The following is a 17692-nucleotide window of genomic DNA, read 5'->3' on the forward strand; positions in this document are numbered from 1 at the left end:
GTCGGGCAGGCAGCTCCGTGCTGCAGATTTCAGCGCGGTTCTGGCGGGCTGTTGCGGATCCCACGTCAGAGAGCGTTCAAATTGCACGCAAGCGTAAGAATCACCCGCTCAGACGGGCTGGGCAACCGGGCCCTGGTAGCCACGCGGCACGGCACCCAGCAGGCGGCGCGTGTATTCCTCACGCGGCGCCGCGACGAGGGCCTGCGTGGGGGCCTGCTCTACCACGTCGCCGTTCTGCATGACCAGCACCTCGTCGGAGATGAACTTGACCACCGCCAGGTCGTGGCTGATGAAGATGTAACTGAGGCCGAATTCGTCCTGCAGGTCCTTCAGCAGGTTCAGCACCTGGGCCTGCACCGACACGTCCAGGGCCGACACCGCCTCGTCCAGCACCAGCACCTCGGGCTGCAGCGTCAGGCAGCGCGCGATGGCAATGCGCTGGCGCTGGCCGCCGGAGAACTCGTGCGGGTACTTGACCATGGCGCTCTCGTCCAGGCCCACCTTCTTCAGCAGGGCCACGGCACGCGCCTCGCGCTCGGCCGTGTCCTTGCCGATGCCGTGGATCTCCATCGGCTCACGCAGGGTCTGACCGATGGTGAAGCGCGGGTTCAGCGAGGCATAGGGGTTCTGGAACACGACCTGGATGCGGCGGCGCATCTGCTGCCAGTCGGCACCGCTCATCTTCAGCAGGTCCTTCCCCTCGAACAGCACCTGCCCACCGGTGGGTTCGTGCAGGCGCAGCAGCGTCAGGCCCATGGTGGTCTTGCCCGAACCGGACTCGCCGACGACGCCCAGGGTGTGGCCCTTGCGCAGCTTGAAGTTGACGCCCTTGACGGCCTTGAACTCGCGCTTGCCGAACAGGCCGTCCTTCAGCCAGAAGCTCTTTTGCAGGCCGGTGGCTTCCAGCACGACGGGCGCGTTCGCGTCCTTGGCCTTGATGTCGGTGGACGCGGCGCGGCCGGCGATGTGGTCGTCGATGACCATCAGCCGTGCCGGGTTCTCGGTCAGCGAGGGCCGGCAGGCCAGCAGGGCCTTGGTGTAGGCGTCCTGGGGGTTGTTGAAGATCTGCGCCACCGGCGCGTTCTCGCGCACCTGGCCATGGCGCATGACGACGACCTGGTCCGAGATCTCGCCGACGACGCCGAGGTCGTGGGAGATGAAGAGCAGGCTCATCTTGTGGCTCTCCTTGAGCCGCGCCATCAGCTCCATCACCTGGCGCTGGATGGTCACGTCCAGGGCCGTCGTCGGCTCGTCGGCGATGAGAAGCTTGGGGCTGCAGGCCAAGGCCACGGCGATCATGACGCGCTGTTGCTGGCCGCCGGACATCTCGTGCGGATAGGCCGACAGGCGTCGCTTGGGCTCGGGGATGCCGACCTCGTTGAGCAGCTCCTCGGCCCGCGCCAGGGCTTGGCGACGGCTCATGCCCATGTGCTTCATCAGCGGCTCGCAGATCTGCGTGGCCACGTTGAAGACAGGGTTCAGCGAACTCATCGGGTCCTGGAAGACGCAGGCAATCTCCTTGCCGCGGATGGCCTGCAATTCGCGCAGGCCGGCCTGCAGCAGGTCTCGGCCCTGGAAGAGGATGCGGCCTTCGCGCTCGGCATTGCTCGGCAGCAGGTTCAGCACCGACATCGCCGTCACGCTCTTGCCCGAACCCGATTCGCCCACCAGGGCCACCGTGCTGTTCTCGGGCACGTCGAAGCTGATGCCCTTGACGGCCAGCTGGCGCCGCATGACGCCCTCGACCTTGCCCATGCGGAAGGCGACCTGGAGGTCCTGGATGCTCAGCAGCATGGTCATTCGAGCCCCCGCAGCTTGGGATCGAGGGCGTCGCGCAGCGCATCGGTGAAGAGCGCAAATGCGGTGACGAAGACGGCCATGCAGGTGGTCACGGCGACCAGCTGCCACCAGTAGCCCAGGATGAGCTCACTCTGCGCCTCGGCCAGCATGGTGCCCCAGCTCACCTGGTCCACGCCGACGCCCAGGCCCAGATAGCTCAGGATGACCTCGCTCTTGATGAAGCTGACCACGTGCAGGGACAGCTGCACCAGCGCCACGTGGGACACATTGGGCAGGATGTGCTTGAACATGCGCGACCACTGCGAGGCGCCGATGGCCTCGGCCGAGCGCACGTATTCGCGCACGCGGTGCTTGATGAACTCGGCGCGGATGAGGCGGTAGATGCCGGTCCAGCCGGTCAGGGCCAGGATGGCCACGACAGCCCCCACGCCGCGCGGGAAGATGGCTGCGAAGGCGAAGATCAGCAGGATGCTGGGAATGGCCGTGAAGACGTTATAGACCCACTCCAGCAGGTCTCCGACCTTGCCGCCGAAGAACCCCGAGATGGCGCCCAGCACGGTGCCGATCAGCGTGGCAACGACGGCGGCGGCCAGGCCGACGACGATGGAGACCTCGGCACCCTTGATGACCTTGGCCAGCACATCGCGGCCCAGCCGATCGCCACCCAGCGGCAGGGTCTCGGCCTTGACGACCTGCTCCGTCTTGAAGGCCTTGGCACGCTCCGCCCATTCGGCATAGCGCGGCGCCAGCGGGTCGATGTCGGACAGGTCGACATTCGGTCCCTTGGGCGTGGCGATGGTGCCGGTGTCCTCCGCCGGCTGCGGGCCGACCAGCGTCGGCGGTGCATTGGGCACGCCGACCTCCTGCTGCCAGCCCGAGGCGACCAGCTTGGTGGCGGCCAGCAGCACCAGGAGGATGAAGGCGCCGACGATCCACATCGACACGACGCCGACGCGGTCGGTCTTGAGGCGCCGCCAGGAGGCGGCCCAGACGCCGCCGGAGGAGTTGGAAATCGCGGTCATTTCAGCACCACGCGCGGGTCGACCAGCTTGTAGAGCAGGTCCACCACCAGGTTGACCGTCATCGTCAGCGCGGCCAGGTAGATGGCGAACGCCTGGATGACGGGATAGTCGCCGCGGTTGACCGCCAGCAGCAGTTCACGGCCCAGGCCGGGGATGGAGAAGAACACCTCGATGAGGAAGCTGCCCACCAGCACGCCGGGTACCAGCACCGACACATTGGTCAGGATGGGGATCATGGCGTTGCGCAGCACATGCTTGAGCAGCACGGTGCGCTCGGTCAGGCCCTTGGCGCGGGCGGTGCGCACATAGTCGTGGCCGATCTCGTCGAGGAAGAAGCTGCGGTACAGGCGGATCTGCGGCGCCATCGACACCGCCACGGCCACCAGCACCGGCAGCGGCGCATAGGTGGTCAGGTTGGTCCAGTGGTTGCTCGTCCAGCCCTGCACGGGGAACCAGCCGAGGCGGAAGGCGAACAGGTATTGCGCCAGGATGACGTAGACCAGCAGCGACACCGACACGGCGACGGTCGTGCAGATCATGACGGCGCGGTCGGTCAGGCTGCCGCGCACCGTCGCCACCGCCAACGCAAAGGGGATGGCCAGTAGCACTTCCAGCAGCAGGATGGGCACGGTCACCGTCAGCGTCGCCGGCAGGCGCGTCGCGAACAGGTTGGCCACCGACTCGTTGGTCGCCCAGCTCTTGCCCCAGTCGAAGGTGACGATCTGCTTGACGAAGATCCACAGCTGCTCCCAGACCGGCTTGTTCAGGCCGAGCTGCTCGCGGATGGATTCGATCTGCTCCGGGCTGGCGTTCAGGCCACCGAGGATGATGGCCGGGTCGCTGCCGAAGTACTTGAACAGGAAGAACACCAGCAGCACGACGCCCAGCAGGGTCGGGATCATCTGCCACAGGCGTCGGATCAGATAGGCCGCCATGCGGACTCCTAAAACCACAAACCCCGCCGGGACGCGGGGTTACATCGGAAAACGGGGCGGAGTCTATGCGAGCCGACTTCCCATTTGGCTTGACGGTTTCACTAGACTGCGCGACTTTCCCGACGTCCGAGCGCCCCGCGATGAAAGCCTCTTCCCTGCTGACCGTCCTGCTGCTGGCTGCCGCAGCCACCGCGGCCCAGGCCCAGAGTCCGTCCCCGGAGAAGGTGCTGCGCTACGCCTTCAAGTCGGCCGAGACCGGCTTCGACCCCGCGCAGATCACCGACACCTACTCCAAGGCCGTCGTCGCCGGCATCCTCGACGCGCCGCTGGAGTACGACTTCGGAGCCCGCCCCTTCAAGCTGCGCCCGGCGACGCTGGCCGAGATGCCCGAGATCAGTGCCGACTTCAAAACCATCACGATGCGCGTGAAGCCGGGCATCTACTTCAGCGACGACCCGGCCTTCAAGGGCGCCAAGCGCGAGCTGACAGCGGCCGATTACGTCTATTCCATCAAGCGCCACTACGACCCCAAGCTCAAGAGCGGCAACCTCTACATCCTGGAGAACGCCCAGATCCTGGGCCTGTCGGAGCTGCGCCGCGAGCTCATGAAGGCCAAGAAGCCCTTCGACTACGACCGCGAGGTCGAGGGGCTCAAGGCGCTGGACCGCTACAGCTTCCAGATCAAGCTCGGCGTCGCCGACCCGCGCTTCGTCTACCAGTTCAGCGACGCCGGCTTCCTCGGCGCCGTCGCGCGAGAGGTCGTCGAGTTCTATGGCGACAAGATCATGGAGCATCCGGTCGGCACCAACGCCTTCCGCCTGGCCGAATGGCGGCGCAGCTCGCGCATCGTGCTCGAGAAGAACCCCAACTTCCGCGAGGTGCGCTACGCCGAGACGGTGCCGCCCGAGGCCGACCCGCGCGTCAAGGCCGAGGCCGCGGCCCTGCAGGCCCGCAAGCTGCCCATGGTGGACCGCGTCGTCATCGAGGTCATCGAGGAAGCCCAGCCGCGCTGGCTGTCCTTCCTGCGCGGCGAATTCGACGTCATCGAGGAGGTACCGCCCGAGTTCTCGTCCATCGCGATGCCCAACAACCATCTCGCGCCCAACCTGGTCAAGCAGGGCATATCCATGACGCGCTACCCACGTGCCGACGTGGCGGTGTCCTACTTCAACATGGAAGACCCGGTCGTCGGCGGTTACACGCCCGACAAGATCGCGCTGCGCCGCGCCATCAACCTCGCGGTGGACCTGGACAAGGAGATCCGCCTCGTGCGGCGCGGCCAGGCCGTCAAGAGCCAGAACGGCATCCCGGCCGTCGCCTTTGGCTACGACCCGGCGCTGAAGACCGAGATGAGCGAGTTCGACCTGGCCAAGGCCAAGGCCCTGCTCGACCTCTATGGCTACACCGACAAGGACGGCGATGGCTGGCGCGATCAGCCGGACGGCAAACCCCTGGTGCTGGAGTACGCCACGTCGCCCGACACCACCTTCCGCCAGCTCGCCGAGCAATGGCAGAAGAACATGGACGCGCTGGGCGTGCGCATGGTGTTCAAGATCGCCAAATGGCCCGAGCAGCTCAAGGCCTCCAATGCCGGCAAGCTGCAGATGTGGGGCGTGGGCTGGGTTGGCACGACGCCTGACGGCGACACCTATCTGGCCCTGGGCTCCGGCAAGGCCAAAGGCCATGCCAACAAGTCCCGCTTCGACCTGCCCGCCTTCGAGGCCCTGTACGAACGCCAGAAGGCCATGCCCGACGGCCCCGAGCGCGCCGCCGTCATGCAGGAGGCCCAGCGCCTGATGGTCACCTATGCGCCCTACAAGTTCCACGTGCACCGCATCTGGACCGACATGGCCCAACCCTGGGTCAAGGGCTACAGCCGCAACATCTTTGTGCGCGACTTCTGGAAATACGTCGACATCGACACCGCTGCGCCGCCGAAAGCCAAATAACGCCGAACAAAGCCAAGCGATGAAACACCTGTTCGCCGCGCTCGCCGTCTGCCTGTCGCTGGGCACTCCAGCCCACGCGGCCGAGCCCGTCAAGACGCTGCGCTATGCCTTCAGGGTGGCCGAGACCGGGTTCGATCCGCCGCGCATCTCCGACATCTACTCGCGCACCGTCACGGCCCACATCTTCGAGACCCTGTACGCCTTCGACCCGCTGGCGCGGCCGACGCGGCTGCTGCCGCTGCTCGCCGACGGCGAGCCCGTGGTCAGCGCCGACTTCAAGACCTTCACGCTGAAGGTCCACCCGGGCATCTACTTCGCCGACGACCCGGCCTTCAAGGGCAGGAAGCGCGAGGTCACGGCGGCCGACTTCGTCTACAGCATCAAGCGCTTTGCCGACCCGGCCAACAACGCCCAGGGCTGGGTCAACTACGAGGACCAGGCCATCGTCGGCCTGACCGAGCTGCGCGAGCAGCTCCTCAAGAGCAAGAAGCCCTTTCCGTATGACAGCGAGATCGAGGGCGTGAAGGCCCTGGACCGCTACACGCTGCAGATCAAGACCCACGGCCCGCGGCCGCGCCTCATCGAAGCCATCTTTGCCGGCAACGACATCTATGGCGTCGTCGCCCGCGAGGTCGTCGAGTTCTACGGCGACCACATCATGGAGCACCCGGTCGGCACCGGCCCCTTCCTGCTGAAGGCATGGCGGCGCAGCTCGCAGATCGTGCTCGAGCGCAACCCGAGCTACCGCGAACGCCATTACGAAGCCCAGCCTGCCGCCGATGACAGGGAAGCCCAGGCCATCTACGCGAAGTTCAAGGGCCGCCGCCTCCCGATGATCGACCGCGTCGTCGTCGACATCATCGAGGCCGACCAGCCGCGCTGGCTGGCCTTCCTGAACGGCGAGCACGACTTCATCGAGCGCGTGCCGGAAGCCTTCATCACCCAGGCCGCGCCGGGCGGCAAGCTGGCGCCGGGCCTGGCCAAACGCGGCATGCATGCCATCTTCACGCTGGCGCCCGACATGTCGCTGGTCAGCTTCAACCTCGAAGACCCCGTCGTCGGCGGCCTCACACCCGACAAGGTCGCGCTGCGCCGCGCCCTGTCGCTGGCCTATGACATGGACAAGGAGATCCGCCTCGCGCGCCGCGGCCAGGGCGTGCCGGCGCAAGCCCCCATCGTGCCCAACACCAGCGGCTACGACCCGGCCTTCAAGAGCGAGATGAGCGACTACGACCCGGCCCGTGCCCGTGCGCTGCTGGACATGTACGGCTATGTCGACAAGGACGGCGACGGCTGGCGCGACCTGCCCGACGGCAGCCCCTTCGTGCTGACGCGCAACACACAGTCGGACTCGCTGAGCCGCTCGCTGGACGAGCTGTGGGACAAGGCCCTGCGCGCCATCGGCATCCGCATGCAGACCAAGGTCCAGCAGTGGCCCGAGAACCTGAAGGCCGCGCAGGCCGGCAACTACCAGATGTGGCCCGTGAACTCCTCGGCCGCCTCCTCCGACGGCCAGGAGGCTCTGCAGCGCCTCTACGGCCCGGCCTCGGGCACGCAGAACCTGCCGCGCTTCAAGGACGCCCGCTTCGACGCGCTGTACGACCGCATGCAGGCCATGCCCGATGGCCCCGAACGCGACGCGCTGTTCAAGGAGGCCAAGCGCATCGCCGTGGCCTATCTGCCCTGGAAGGTCGGCGTGCACCGCATCGTGACCGACATCGAGCAGCCGGCCATGACCGGCTACTACCGGCCGCTGTTCTGGCAGGACTTCTGGCAGTTCGTCGACATCGAACCGGGCAGACAGCCTGTCCACTGAAATGGCCGGTCGCATCCCACGGAATCGACCGACTGTCGCAAGCGGCTCGCACCTACGCACGGTCTCGCTAGGCTTCGCATCATCAACACCGAAAGGAGTCCCAGATGAACGACGCCGAAGAACTCAACAAGCTCGCTGACCTGCATGCCCGCGGTGTGCTCAACGACGAGGAGTTCGCCAAGGCCAAGGCCCGCGTGCTGGGCGGCCATACGCAAGCTCCCTCGGGTGCGGCGCCGGCGCCGGCCGTGCAAGCCGTCAACAGCCTGCGTCGCACCCGCATCGACCGCTGGCTGGGCGGCGTCTGCGGCGGCATCGCCCGCATCACCGGCCTGGACTCCTGGATCTGGCGCCTGATCTTCGTGGTGCTCTTCCTGGCCTTCGGCAGCGGCATCCTGCTCTACATCCTCCTTTGGATCTTCGTCCCCGAGGAATAGCCCACCCCCTACGGCCTGACGGCCGCCCCCTCAAGGGGGCACTGCCAGTGGCCCGGCAAAGCCGGTTCCACGGCAGTCGCTGGAGGGGTCGGCCCTAGGGGCCTTCGTGACGAGAGCGCGGGTATGCTGGGCTGACAACTCCGGAGACAGCGGATGAAACAGCTCGCCGGCCTCGACGCCAGCTTCCTCTACCTGGAAACGCCGCAGATGCCGATGCATGTCGGCGCCCTGCATCTGCTGGAGCTGCCCGAGGGCTACGACGGCGACTACATCGAGGACCTGCGCGAACACATGCGGGCCCGCATGCCGCTGCTGCCGGCCCTGCGCCGCCGCCTCGTGGCCATGCCGCTGGGGCTGTCCAACCCGGGCTGGGTGGACGCCGAACCCGATCTGGAGGAACACATCGTCGAGATCGCCCTGCCCGAAGGCAGCGGCATGGCCGAGCTGGAGGCCCAGGTCGGCGCCCTGCACCCCGTCCTGCTGGACCGTGGCCTGCCGCTGTGGAAGTTCCACGTCTTCACCGGCCTGGAGCCCGGCGCCGACGGCCAGCAGCATGTCGCCCTCTACACCCAGCTGCACCACGCCGCCGTCGACGGACAGGCCGCCGTGGCCCTGGCCCAGGTCATCCTGGACCTGAGCCCCGAGCCGCGTCCCATCGACGCCATCGCCGCCCGCGGCAAGAAGCGCGGCCAGCTCGGCACCGTCGGCATGCTGCGCGCCGCCGTCTCCCAGCAGTGGAAGCAGACCGTCAAGCTGGCCCGCTCCCTGCCCAGCGCCGCCAACATCCTCGGCAATATGGCCATGGGTTATGCCGGCGGTGCGGCCGCGGGCGCCTCCATCGACAAGCTGCGCACCCTGCTGTCCGGCGTCGCCTCGCAGACGACGGCCGTCGTGCGCGGCAAGAAGGCCGTCTCCAGCCTGGGCCCGGCGCCGCGCACCCGCTTCAACGTCAGCCTGTCGGACTCACGTTCCTTCTCCGGCGTGACGCTGTCGCTGGCTGAACTGAACCGCACCCGCAAGCGCCACCACGCCAGCGTCAACGACGCCGTCCTTTTCGTCATCGGCGGCGCGCTGCGGCGCTTCCTGACCAAGCACGGCCCGCTGCCGCGCAAGAGCCTGGTCGCCGCCGTGCCCGTGTCCACGCGCGCGGCCGGCGACACCACGTCCAACAACCAGGCCACCATGACCTTCATGAGCCTGGGCACGCACCTGAGCGACCCGAGCGAACGCCTGGCCCACGTCATCGCCTCCAGCAAGGCCATGAAGGCGCAGATGAGCCAGCTCAAGAGCCTGATGCCGACCGACTTCCCCAGCCTGGGCATTCCCTGGCTGATGCAGGCCGGCGCCATGCTCTACGGCCGCGCCAAGGTGGCCGAGAAACTGCCCGTCGTCGCCAACGTCGTCATCTCCAATGTGCCGGGGCCGCAGCTGCCGCTGTATCTGGCCGGCGCGCAGATGCTGACCAACTACCCGACCTCCATCGCCGTGCACGGCCTGGCCCTGAACGTGACGGTGCAGACCTACAACCAGTCGCTGGACATCGGCCTGATGGCCTGCGGCGAGGCCATGCCGGAGACGGCCGAGTTCGCGGCCTATGTCGAGGCGGCCTTCATGGAGTTCCAGGCCCTGCCGGTGGCCGACGTCGTGGAGCCCGAGCCCGCGCCGGTGGTGAAGAAGGCGGCGGTGAAGAAGGCACCGGCCAAGAAGGTGGCGGCGAAGAAGCCCGTGGCAAAGAAGGCGCCCGCCAAACGACGCACAGCCGCTGCGGCCTGATCGCGACGGAGCGGTTCGCCCGCTCCAGCGAAGTCGCCAACGCGACACCCGAGCCCCCGGGCAAGCACGCCCCGAAAACAGGCGACAGCTGGCTAACATCGGCTTGCTTTGCCCGCTCCCGCTTTTGTCCGCATGCCCGCCTCCCGTTCGCCGCGCCCGTCCCCTCATTTCGGGCGCTGGCACAAAACCCCCACCACCCCTCATCCCGACTGGTCCGACCTGCGCGCGCCCAACGCCTGGCTGCTGATGCTGGAGGGTCGCGCCCCCTGGGAATACGCGGCCCTGCTGGCCACCATGCCGTGGATGAAGAAGCTGCCGCACGGCGACGGCCATCCGGTGCTGGTCTTCCCGGGTCTGGGCGCCCATGACTTCACCACGGCACCGCTGCGCGCCATGCTGGATTCGCTGGGCTATGCCACGCAGGGTTGGGGCCAGGGCTTCAACTTCGGCCCGCGCGCCGGCGTGCTGGAGCAGACCAAGGCCGACCTGGTCGAGCTGCACCGCCGCCACGGCCGCAAGGTCAGCCTCTTGGGCTGGAGCCTGGGCGGCATCTATGCCCGCGAGTTGGCCAAGGAATGCCCGGAGCTGACGCGCTCCGTCATCACCCTGGGCACGCCCTTCACCGGCCATCCGCGCGCCACCAACGCATGGCGCTTCTTCGAGATGGTCAGCGGCCATGCGTCCAACGACCCCGACCTGCTGGAGGCGATCCGCAAGGCGCCGCCGGTGCCGACGACCTCCATCTACTCCAAGACCGACGGCGTCGTCGCCTGGCGCTGCAGCGTCAACGAGCCCTCGCCGCTGGCCGAGAACATCGAGGTCCAGGCCAGCCACATCGGCCTGGGCGTGAACCCGATCGCGCTGTACGCGCTGGCCGACCGCCTGGCGCAGCCGGAGGGCGAGTGGAAGCCTTTCGAGCCCAAGGGGGCGAGGCGGTGGTTCTACAGGACGCCCGTGCAGCCGGGGTGATTGCCTGTCGCGTTGATCGCCATCGCAGCAGCGGCCGCCGAGTCCGTCGTCATGGTGCAGTATTCGACATGGTGAATTTGTGAGTCGTTGACGGCTGAACCATGCCCTGGACTTTTGCCCACCCGGCGGCCATCCTGCCGCTGCGGTCTCTCTGCCCTCGCTGGCTTTCTTTTCCCGGCCTCATCCTCGGCGCGATGTCTCCGGACCTGAGCTACTACGTGGGCATGCACGGCCCCTGGTCGGCGTTCTGCCACACGCCAGAGGGCGTCGCCACGGTCTGCATGCCCGTGAGCCTGCTGCTGCTCGCACTGCTGCTGCGCTTCTCGCTGCCACTGACCGTGCTGTTGCCGGAGCCTCACCGGGCCTTCATTCGGAGCCAGTTGCAGCAGCCTGAGCGCGCGGCCTGGGTCAGCCTGGCAGTGGCCGTGCTGTCCATCCTGCTCGGCGCGGTCAGCCATGTGCTGTGGGACTCGTTCACGCATCCGGGCCGTCTGGGCGTCGAGATGCTGCCCTGGCTGGGGCAACCGGTCTTCGCCGCTGGGGACCGGCAGTTCCGAGTCGTCAACCTGTTGCAACACCTGAGCACTGCGGCAGGCGTGGCGGCCATCGCCGTCGTCTACTGGCGCGCGCTGCGTGCCCGGCGGCAAGCCATTGCACCCCGGCGTGACGCCCGCCGGACCCGGCTGTTGCTGGCCTTAGCTGCGGCTGCGGCTGCAGTCGGCGCGTTATCTGCTCACGCACTCACGGCGACCACCCTGCCCGCCTATGCCTCGCACCTGCTCGTGCGCACGGTCGTCTGGAGCACCAGCTGCTTCGTCACGCTGTTCGTCATCGGCAGCCTGGCCTGGTGGCGCCGCCTGGGTGACGGCTGACCCTTCAGCCGCGCCCTTCCCTCATCTCGCGGTAAGGTATCGCCTTCAACCGGATATGCCCATGCAACACCACACCCTCGCCGCCGAAGACAAGGCCGCCAAGAAAGACGCCCCCGAGAAGATGGAAGAGCAACTGCTCTTCAAGGGCCGCTTCGTGATGATCTTTGGCGAGATCGACGACAAGATGGCCCAGGCCACCTGCCGCCGCCTGCTGGCCCTGTCGCAGGAGTCCGATGCCCCCGTCACGCTGCTGATCTCCAGCCCCGGCGGCCACGTGGAGAGCGGCGACGCCATCCACGACATGATCCGCTTCGTGCGCGCGCCCGTGAACGTCGTCGGCACCGGCTGGGTGGCCAGCGCGGCCACGCACATCTACCTGTCCGTGCCCAAGGAGCGCCGCTTCGCCCTGCCCAACACGCGCTTCATGATCCACCAGCCCGCCGGCGGCGCCGGTGGCCAGGCCAGCGACATCGCCATCCAGGCCAAGGAAATCATCCGCACCCGCGAACGTATCGCCGCCGTCATCGCCAAGGAGACCGGCCAGCCGCTGGAGCGCGTGCGCATCGACATCGAGCGCGACTTCTGGATGAGCACCGGCGAGGCCATCGAGTACGGCCTGGTGTCCCGCGTCATCGAGAAGCAGAGCGAGCTGGGCTGATCCGCGCCCATGAAGGTCTCCGCCAACGGCGTCCAGATCGAAGTCGACATCCGCGGCCCCGAGGACGGTGAACCGCTGGTCCTCATCATGGGGCTGGGCATGCAGCTCATCGCCTGGCCCGAGGGCTTCGTCGATGAGCTGGTGCAGCGCGGCTTTCGCGTCATCCGCTTCGACAACCGCGACGTCGGCCTGAGCCAGCCCTTCGACGAACTCGGTGCCGCCAACATCCCGCTGACGGCGCTGCTGCACACCCTTCATCTGCCCATCAAGGCGCCCTACCAGCTCGCCGATCTCGCGCGCGACACCGTCGGCGTGCTGGATGCGCTGGGCATCGCCAAGGCCCATGTCTGCGGCGCTTCCATGGGCGGCATGGTGGCCCAGCACCTGGGCTTCGCCCATGCACAGCGGCTGAAGAGCCTGACGCTGATGATGACCACCAGCGGCGACCGCAGCGTGCCCAAGGAAAGCCTCAGGGTGCGCGGTGCGCTGCTGTCACGCCCCAAGCCGGCCAGCACGCCGCAGCAGAAGTTCGAGAACATCCTCGACCACTACGTCGGTCTCTACGGCATCATCGGCAGCCCCGGCTACCCGCCCGAGCCCGAAGTCCTGCGCGAACGTCTGGCGCGCGGCGTGAAGCGGTCCTTCCGGCCTCAGGCCGTGGCGCGTCAGATGGTGGCCATCGCCGCCGATGCCCACCGCGCCGAGCGCCTGCCACGCATCACCGCGCCCACCCTGGTCATCCATGGCGAGGCCGATGCGCTGATCCCGGTCGCCGCGGCACACGACCTCGCCCGGCGCATACCCGGCGCGCAGTTGGAGACGATTCCCGGCTGGGGACATGACCTGCCCGAGGCGCTGTGGCCGCAACTGTCAGCCGGCATCGCCGCCAACGCCGCCCGGGCTTAGCCCCCCGCCGCGCCCAGCTGGTCGACGGCCTCGTAGGCCTTGACCGCGGCGCCAGCCTCGGCAGCGCGCGGGGCGCTGGCCTCCGCCTTCGCCTGCTTCTCGGCGGCCAACCTGGCCTCGTAGGCGGTCTCTTCCATGGGCGAGACCTGGCCGTCCTGGTTGGTGTCGGCCAACTCGTAGGTCTGGCGAGTGCTGGAGGTGCTGGCCGCGCTGCTGGCAGCTCCGCCGCCACCGGCGGGCGGCGCGCCGCGCGCGACGCTGACATTGCCACCGTCCGTGGCGGCTGCCTGGGGCTCAGGCGCCTTGGACGCCTGCAGCGTCACCTGGCTGCCGGCATCGCCATCCGGCTGGGTCTGCAGCTGCTGGGTGCTGGGAGCCGCCTGGGCCGCCGCCTCGGCCTGCCTGGCGCCCTCGGGTGAGATCCTGACGACAGCGGCCTGCTGATCTTCGACCTTGGGCTGACTCTTGCCGCTGGTGTCCGCCCATTCAGCAGGACGGAGCAGGAGGCCGGCCAGGGCGGGGGTGTTGACGGTGGTGACCATGGGCGACTCCAGGGATAGATTCCGGCCTTTTCGGCAGCTTGGGGCCAGACTGAAGCGGTTTTTACATCTGCTTCACGGTCTTGCCCGCTGCGGGTCTCCCAGTTCGGCGTTCAGCGCGACGCCCGCCTTCACCAGGGCCAGGGCCACAGCCCGCTCCAGCGGCGTGTCCTCGCGCAACTCCAGCGTGCGCAGCTCGAACTTGCCGCCGCCACGCAGCCGCGGCTCCAGGTCCAGCAGACGCTTGCCGCGCCAGAAGCCGAACAGCACGCGGGTCGGCTCGGCACGGATCAGCAGCACCGGGCCGTTGCTGAAGTAGACGAGATGGCCCCACTTCAGGCGCTCGTCCAGGCCCGGCGCGGCCTCCAGCACGGCGGCGCGCAAGGCCACCACCCGGGACTGCTGCCATCCGCCCAAGGCGGCGACATAGCCGTCGGGGTCGGTGGCTTCCACGCGATACATCAGCGTGCCGTCGCCTTGATCTCGACCGTCGTGCGCTGCTTGTCCTCGCCCTCGACGGTCAGCGTCAGTGGCACGGTCTCGCCGGCCTTGATCGGCGCCTTCAGGCCCATCAGCATGACGTGATAGCTGCCCGGCTTGAGCGCCACCGCCTGGCCCGCCGGTAGCGGCAGCGCTTCGACGGCACGCATCTTCATGACGCCGTCGTCCATCTTCATCTCGTGGATCTCGACCATGGCCGCCGCCGGCGAGCTGGCCGCCACGACCTTGACCGCCTTGGCAGACGTCAGCTGCATGAAGGCGCCGGTGGCCTTCTGCGGCGCCACGGTGGCGCGCACCCAGGGGTCGTCGACCTTGACTTGCGCCTGGGCGGCAAAGACGGCAGACAGGGCGGAGGCGATCAGCAGACGGCGCATGGCGGGCTTCGGAAACGGCAAAAGCCTGCATTGTGCGCAGTCCGCCCGTCCCCCGCGCGGCCGGGGCTTGACGCCAGCTGTACACGTGTACTATCGTACTGATACACGTAGGCAGTCAGCGATGGACCCCACCCATTTCGTCCAGATCAACACCGGCTCGACCGAGCCCATCTACCGCCAGCTCATCGAGCAGGTCAGGCGGCGCGTCGCGGCCGGCCAGCTGAAGGCGGGCGACGAGATCCCGTCGGTGCGCGAGCTGGCCCAGGCCCTGGCCGTGCACCCCATGACCATCTCCAAGGCCTATTCCATGCTGGAGATGGAGGGGGTGCTGGAGCGCCGACGCGGCCTGTCCATGGTGGTGGCGGCGCAGCACAGCCGCGCCCAGCCTTCGGCCTCGCGCATCGAGCTGCTGCGGCCGACGCTGCAGAAGGCCGCCGACGAGGCCCGCCAGCTCCAACTGCCCGCGGCCGAGGTCATCGGCCTGCTGACCCAACTCCTCGACGACGAGAGCAAAGCATGACTGCCCAATCCGCCCACTTCCCCCATTCCGACACCGCCACCGCCGAACTCGCCGGCGTCAGCCTCGCCTATCCCAAGGGCGGCGCCGTGCTGAAGGGCCTGGACTGGGCCCTGCAGCCGGGCCAGGTCGTCGGCCTGCTGGGCCGCAATGGCAGCGGCAAGACGACGCTGCTGGAGACCCTGCTCGGCCTGCGCCTGCCCCAGCAGGGCCGCGTGCAGCTGTTCGGCCAGGACGTCACCCGGCTGGACGACGACGCACGGGCCCGCATCGGCTATGTGCCGCAGCAGAGCGACCTGTTCGAGAACTTCACGGGCGCCCAGCTGCTGGCTTACTTCAGGAGCTTCTACCCGCGCTGGAACGAGGCCAAGGTCGAGGGCCTGATGTCACGCTGGGACATTGCCCGCGACAAGCCCATCCGCAAGCTCTCGGGCGGCCAGCAGCAGCGCCTGTCCATCATCCGCGCCCTGGCCCACGAGCCCGACCTGCTGGTGCTGGACGAACCCGTGGCCAGCCTCGACCCCGTGGGCCGGCGCGACTTCCTGCGCGAGCTGGTCGATCAGGTGCTGGACCGCGGCACCACCGTCGTGTTCTCCACCCACATCCTGTCCGACCTGGAGCGCGTGGCCTTCAACCTCGCCTTCCTCAGTGATGGCCGCATCGCGCTGCAGGCACCGCTGGACGAGCTGCTGGAGCAGGTGCGCGCGTTCACCGGCAGCGTCTCCGAGCTCGCCGGCCTGTTCGCGCGCCTGGGCGCCCAGCCGCTGAAGCGCACGCCGCTGGAAGCTGGCCGCGAACGCGTGCTGGCGCGCCTGCCGGCCGGCGTCGCCGCACCGCTGGACGCGCAGGCCGTCAACCTCGAAGACCTGTTCGCGGAGCTGACCTGATGAACACCGCCTCTTCCAGCCAGATGCTGCTGGCCTTCTGGCGCCAGCGCGACCTCGAAGCGCCCTGGGGCCGGCGCCTGCTGATCGGCCTGACCGTCGCCGGCATCTGCACCAGCCTCTATCTGTCGCCGCAATGGTGGCAGGCCGTGCTGGGTGGCAGCGCCGTGCTGATCTTGTCGTCGCTGTGGATGATGGTGGTAGGCAGCCTGCTGGAGCAGAACCACCCGCATGTCGCGCGCTTCGTGCCCGGCCATCTGCGCCAGCTGCGTGAACTCGCGCTGGTCAGTTGGGCGCTCACAACCTTGGTCTGTGCGGGCCTGCTGTGGCTGTCGATGCTGCGCATGCCCTCCTTCCCTGCCACGCTGCTGATCATTGCCGCCACGCTGGCCTTCGCGGCCTGGGCCGTGCGCCACTGGGTGCTGTGGCTGGTGCTGAGCTTCGCGCCGATGCTGTTCTTCGGTGCCGGCCTGGACCAGCGCCTCGCACCGCTGTGGAGCGAGCTGCTGGCGCTGTGGCTGGGCCAGCCCTGGTCGGTGCTGGCCCTGTGCCTGCTGGCCCTGGGTGCCTCCATCACCGCGCTGTTCGGCAACGGCGATGCGGCGCACCGCGCGTCCTATGCGGCCCGCGCCCGCATGCGCCGTGTTGGCCTGGAAGGCATGAGCAGCAAACGCTCCGGCATGGCCGCCTTCGGCAAGCCGGGCGAATGGCTGGGCCAGCCCTTCGAGCGCATCGCTGCGGGATGGCTGCAGCATGTGCTGGCGCGTGCCAAGCCCGAGGAGAGCAGCGTCATGAGCCGCGTCGAGATCGTGCTGCACGGCCAGCAGCACTGGCTGCGCCAGAGCATGGGCGTGGCCATTGGCCTGGTCATCGCTTTGCTGAGCTTCAGCCTCGCCTTCGCGCTGGCCGGCGGCGACATGCACGACAACTGGAAACGCGGCGCCTTCGGCCTGGCCATCGGCATCGCCAGCATGGGCTTCAACCCCGCCTTCGCCCTGCCCAATATGCTGTGGCACAGCCGTCGCGAACAGGCCTTGCTGCTGCTGGTCCCCGGCATGCCGCAGGGCACGGCGCAGAACCGCGCCATCGCCCGCCTGCAGTTGCGCCACATGCTGGTCGCCTGGGCGCTGACGACAGCGACCCTGGCCCTGCTGGCCTGGGCCGCCGACAACCCAGCCTTGCTCTGTGTGGGCCTGGGCGCGTTGCCGCTGTGCACCGCCTGGCTGCTGCGCGCCCCCGCGCGCATGGGGACACCCTCGCCCTGGATGACCGCGCTGCCGGTGACGGCCTTCATCTTCGCCGGCTGGGGCATGTATGCCCTGCAGCAGAAGCTGGGCACGCCGCTGCTGCATCTCGGCATCGCCAGCCTCGCGCTGAGCCTCGCACTGGGCCTGTGGCGTTGGCGAGCCATCACGCACGCACCGCGGGCCTTCCCGGCCGGCCACGCGCGCTGAAAACGCTGCCGCAAGCCGCCCGCAAGCTTCAAAAACCGCTCGTCGCGAGCCCCGCGCCGCTCGCCGGGCGGGGTCTGCCGTTCGTGAACTGACGCACGGACAAAACACGGCTTACATCCGCACACTTGCGTCCATGCAGTCGGCAAACCCGTCGAAAGGCGGGGACGCAAAGCCACCGGTCTTCGTGCTCAAACCCGAGCAAAAGACAGCGGGGCCGCCCTAGGCGGACAAGGACATGTCCGCAGCGTGGCACACGGGGAGGTGCCGGCTACTGCCTCGTAGCCCCAGC

17 protein-coding genes and 1 riboswitch are annotated in these 17692 nt (G+C 68.3%); of the genes, 11 read left to right on the forward strand and 6 right to left on the reverse strand.

From position 1 onward, the window contains the following. Window positions 1–108: 108 nt before the first annotated feature. From ACS5PN_RS11200 to ACS5PN_RS11210, 3 genes are read right to left on the reverse strand one after another with little or no spacing between them, the layout of a single operon-like run. Window positions 109–1800, reverse strand: a complete 1692-nt coding sequence (locus ACS5PN_RS11200; protein ID WP_439464027.1) for an ABC transporter ATP-binding protein — start codon at window positions 1798–1800, stop codon at window positions 109–111. Continuing rightward, complete coding sequence (locus ACS5PN_RS11205; protein ID WP_439464028.1) at window positions 1797–2822, reverse strand: ABC transporter permease; 1026 nt, start codon at window positions 2820–2822, stop codon at window positions 1797–1799. The genes ACS5PN_RS11200 and ACS5PN_RS11205 overlap by 4 nt, the downstream gene beginning before the upstream one ends. Continuing rightward, window positions 2819–3757: an ABC transporter permease gene (locus ACS5PN_RS11210; RefSeq protein WP_439464029.1), complete on the reverse strand. Its 939-nt coding sequence runs from the start codon at window positions 3755–3757 to the stop codon at window positions 2819–2821. Before ACS5PN_RS11210 ends, ACS5PN_RS11205 begins: the two co-directional genes overlap by 4 nt. Before the next feature lie 140 nt (window positions 3758–3897). Between ACS5PN_RS11210 and ACS5PN_RS11215 the strand changes: the two genes are divergently transcribed. From ACS5PN_RS11215 to ACS5PN_RS11250, 8 genes are all read left to right on the forward strand, one after another. Continuing rightward, on the forward strand, window positions 3898–5706 hold the full coding sequence (locus tag ACS5PN_RS11215) for an ABC transporter substrate-binding protein (protein WP_439464030.1): 1809 nt from the start codon (window positions 3898–3900) through the stop codon (window positions 5704–5706). A gap of 19 nt (window positions 5707–5725) precedes the next feature. Next, window positions 5726–7522, forward strand: a complete 1797-nt coding sequence (locus tag ACS5PN_RS11220; protein WP_439464031.1) for an ABC transporter substrate-binding protein — start codon at window positions 5726–5728, stop codon at window positions 7520–7522. A 104-nt stretch (window positions 7523–7626) separates the two neighbouring features. Next, the gene (locus ACS5PN_RS11225; RefSeq protein WP_439464032.1) at window positions 7627–7956 is read left to right on the forward strand and encodes a PspC domain-containing protein; all 330 of its coding nucleotides are present in this window, start codon (window positions 7627–7629) and stop codon (window positions 7954–7956) included. A 153-nt stretch (window positions 7957–8109) separates the two neighbouring features. Further along, window positions 8110–9729 (forward strand): wax ester/triacylglycerol synthase family O-acyltransferase, encoded by a 1620-nt coding sequence (locus tag ACS5PN_RS11230; RefSeq protein WP_439464033.1) that lies wholly within the window; start codon window positions 8110–8112, stop codon window positions 9727–9729. Between the two features lie 132 nt (window positions 9730–9861). After that, window positions 9862–10698 carry an esterase/lipase family protein gene (locus tag ACS5PN_RS11235; protein WP_439464034.1) on the forward strand — a complete coding sequence of 279 codons (837 nt, stop codon included), beginning with the start codon at window positions 9862–9864 and terminating at the stop codon, window positions 10696–10698. A gap of 101 nt (window positions 10699–10799) precedes the next feature. Continuing rightward, entirely contained in the window at window positions 10800–11570 is a 771-nt protein-coding gene (locus ACS5PN_RS11240; protein WP_439464035.1) for a DUF4184 family protein, read from the forward strand. 61 nt (window positions 11571–11631) lie between these two features. Continuing rightward, on the forward strand, window positions 11632–12228 hold the full coding sequence (locus ACS5PN_RS11245; RefSeq protein WP_439464036.1) for an ATP-dependent Clp protease proteolytic subunit: 597 nt from the start codon (window positions 11632–11634) through the stop codon (window positions 12226–12228). Window positions 12229–12237: 9 nt separating this feature from the next. Beyond that, a complete protein-coding gene (locus ACS5PN_RS11250; protein WP_439464037.1) occupies window positions 12238–13134 on the forward strand; it encodes an alpha/beta fold hydrolase in 897 nt (298 codons plus the stop codon). Here ACS5PN_RS11250 and ACS5PN_RS11255 read toward each other — a convergent pair. The 3 genes from ACS5PN_RS11255 to ACS5PN_RS11265 all read right to left on the reverse strand — a co-directional run bounded on the left by ACS5PN_RS11255 (window position 13131) and on the right by ACS5PN_RS11265 (window position 14548). Next, window positions 13131–13676, reverse strand: a complete 546-nt coding sequence (locus tag ACS5PN_RS11255; RefSeq protein WP_439464038.1) for a hypothetical protein — start codon at window positions 13674–13676, stop codon at window positions 13131–13133. The genes ACS5PN_RS11250 and ACS5PN_RS11255 overlap by 4 nt on opposite strands. Before the next feature lie 72 nt (window positions 13677–13748). Continuing rightward, window positions 13749–14135 carry a DUF1801 domain-containing protein gene (locus ACS5PN_RS11260; protein WP_439464039.1) on the reverse strand — a complete coding sequence of 129 codons (387 nt, stop codon included), beginning with the start codon at window positions 14133–14135 and terminating at the stop codon, window positions 13749–13751. Next, a complete protein-coding gene (locus ACS5PN_RS11265; protein WP_439464040.1) occupies window positions 14135–14548 on the reverse strand; it encodes a copper chaperone PCu(A)C in 414 nt (137 codons plus the stop codon). Before ACS5PN_RS11265 ends, ACS5PN_RS11260 begins: the two co-directional genes overlap by 1 nt. Before the next feature lie 121 nt (window positions 14549–14669). Here ACS5PN_RS11265 and ACS5PN_RS11270 point away from each other — a divergent pair, with 121 nt between their 5' ends. Genes ACS5PN_RS11270 through ACS5PN_RS11280 form a run of 3 tightly spaced genes read left to right on the forward strand, consistent with a single transcriptional unit; the run spans window position 14670 to window position 17403 of the window. Next, window positions 14670–15068 carry a GntR family transcriptional regulator gene (locus ACS5PN_RS11270; protein WP_439464041.1) on the forward strand — a complete coding sequence of 133 codons (399 nt, stop codon included), beginning with the start codon at window positions 14670–14672 and terminating at the stop codon, window positions 15066–15068. Beyond that, window positions 15065–15952: an ABC transporter ATP-binding protein gene (locus ACS5PN_RS11275; protein WP_439464042.1), complete on the forward strand. Its 888-nt coding sequence runs from the start codon at window positions 15065–15067 to the stop codon at window positions 15950–15952. The genes ACS5PN_RS11270 and ACS5PN_RS11275 overlap by 4 nt, the downstream gene beginning before the upstream one ends. Next, complete coding sequence (locus ACS5PN_RS11280; RefSeq protein ID WP_439464043.1) at window positions 15952–17403, forward strand: hypothetical protein; 1452 nt, start codon at window positions 15952–15954, stop codon at window positions 17401–17403. Before ACS5PN_RS11275 ends, ACS5PN_RS11280 begins: the two co-directional genes overlap by 1 nt. Before the next feature lie 131 nt (window positions 17404–17534). Continuing rightward, window positions 17535–17625, forward strand: a riboswitch (cyclic di-GMP riboswitch). Window positions 17626–17692 lie beyond the last annotated feature (67 nt).

Source organism: Roseateles sp. NT4, assembly GCF_051857475.1.
In the GTDB taxonomy this organism is placed as follows: Bacteria; Pseudomonadota; Gammaproteobacteria; order Burkholderiales; family Burkholderiaceae_C; genus Pelomonas.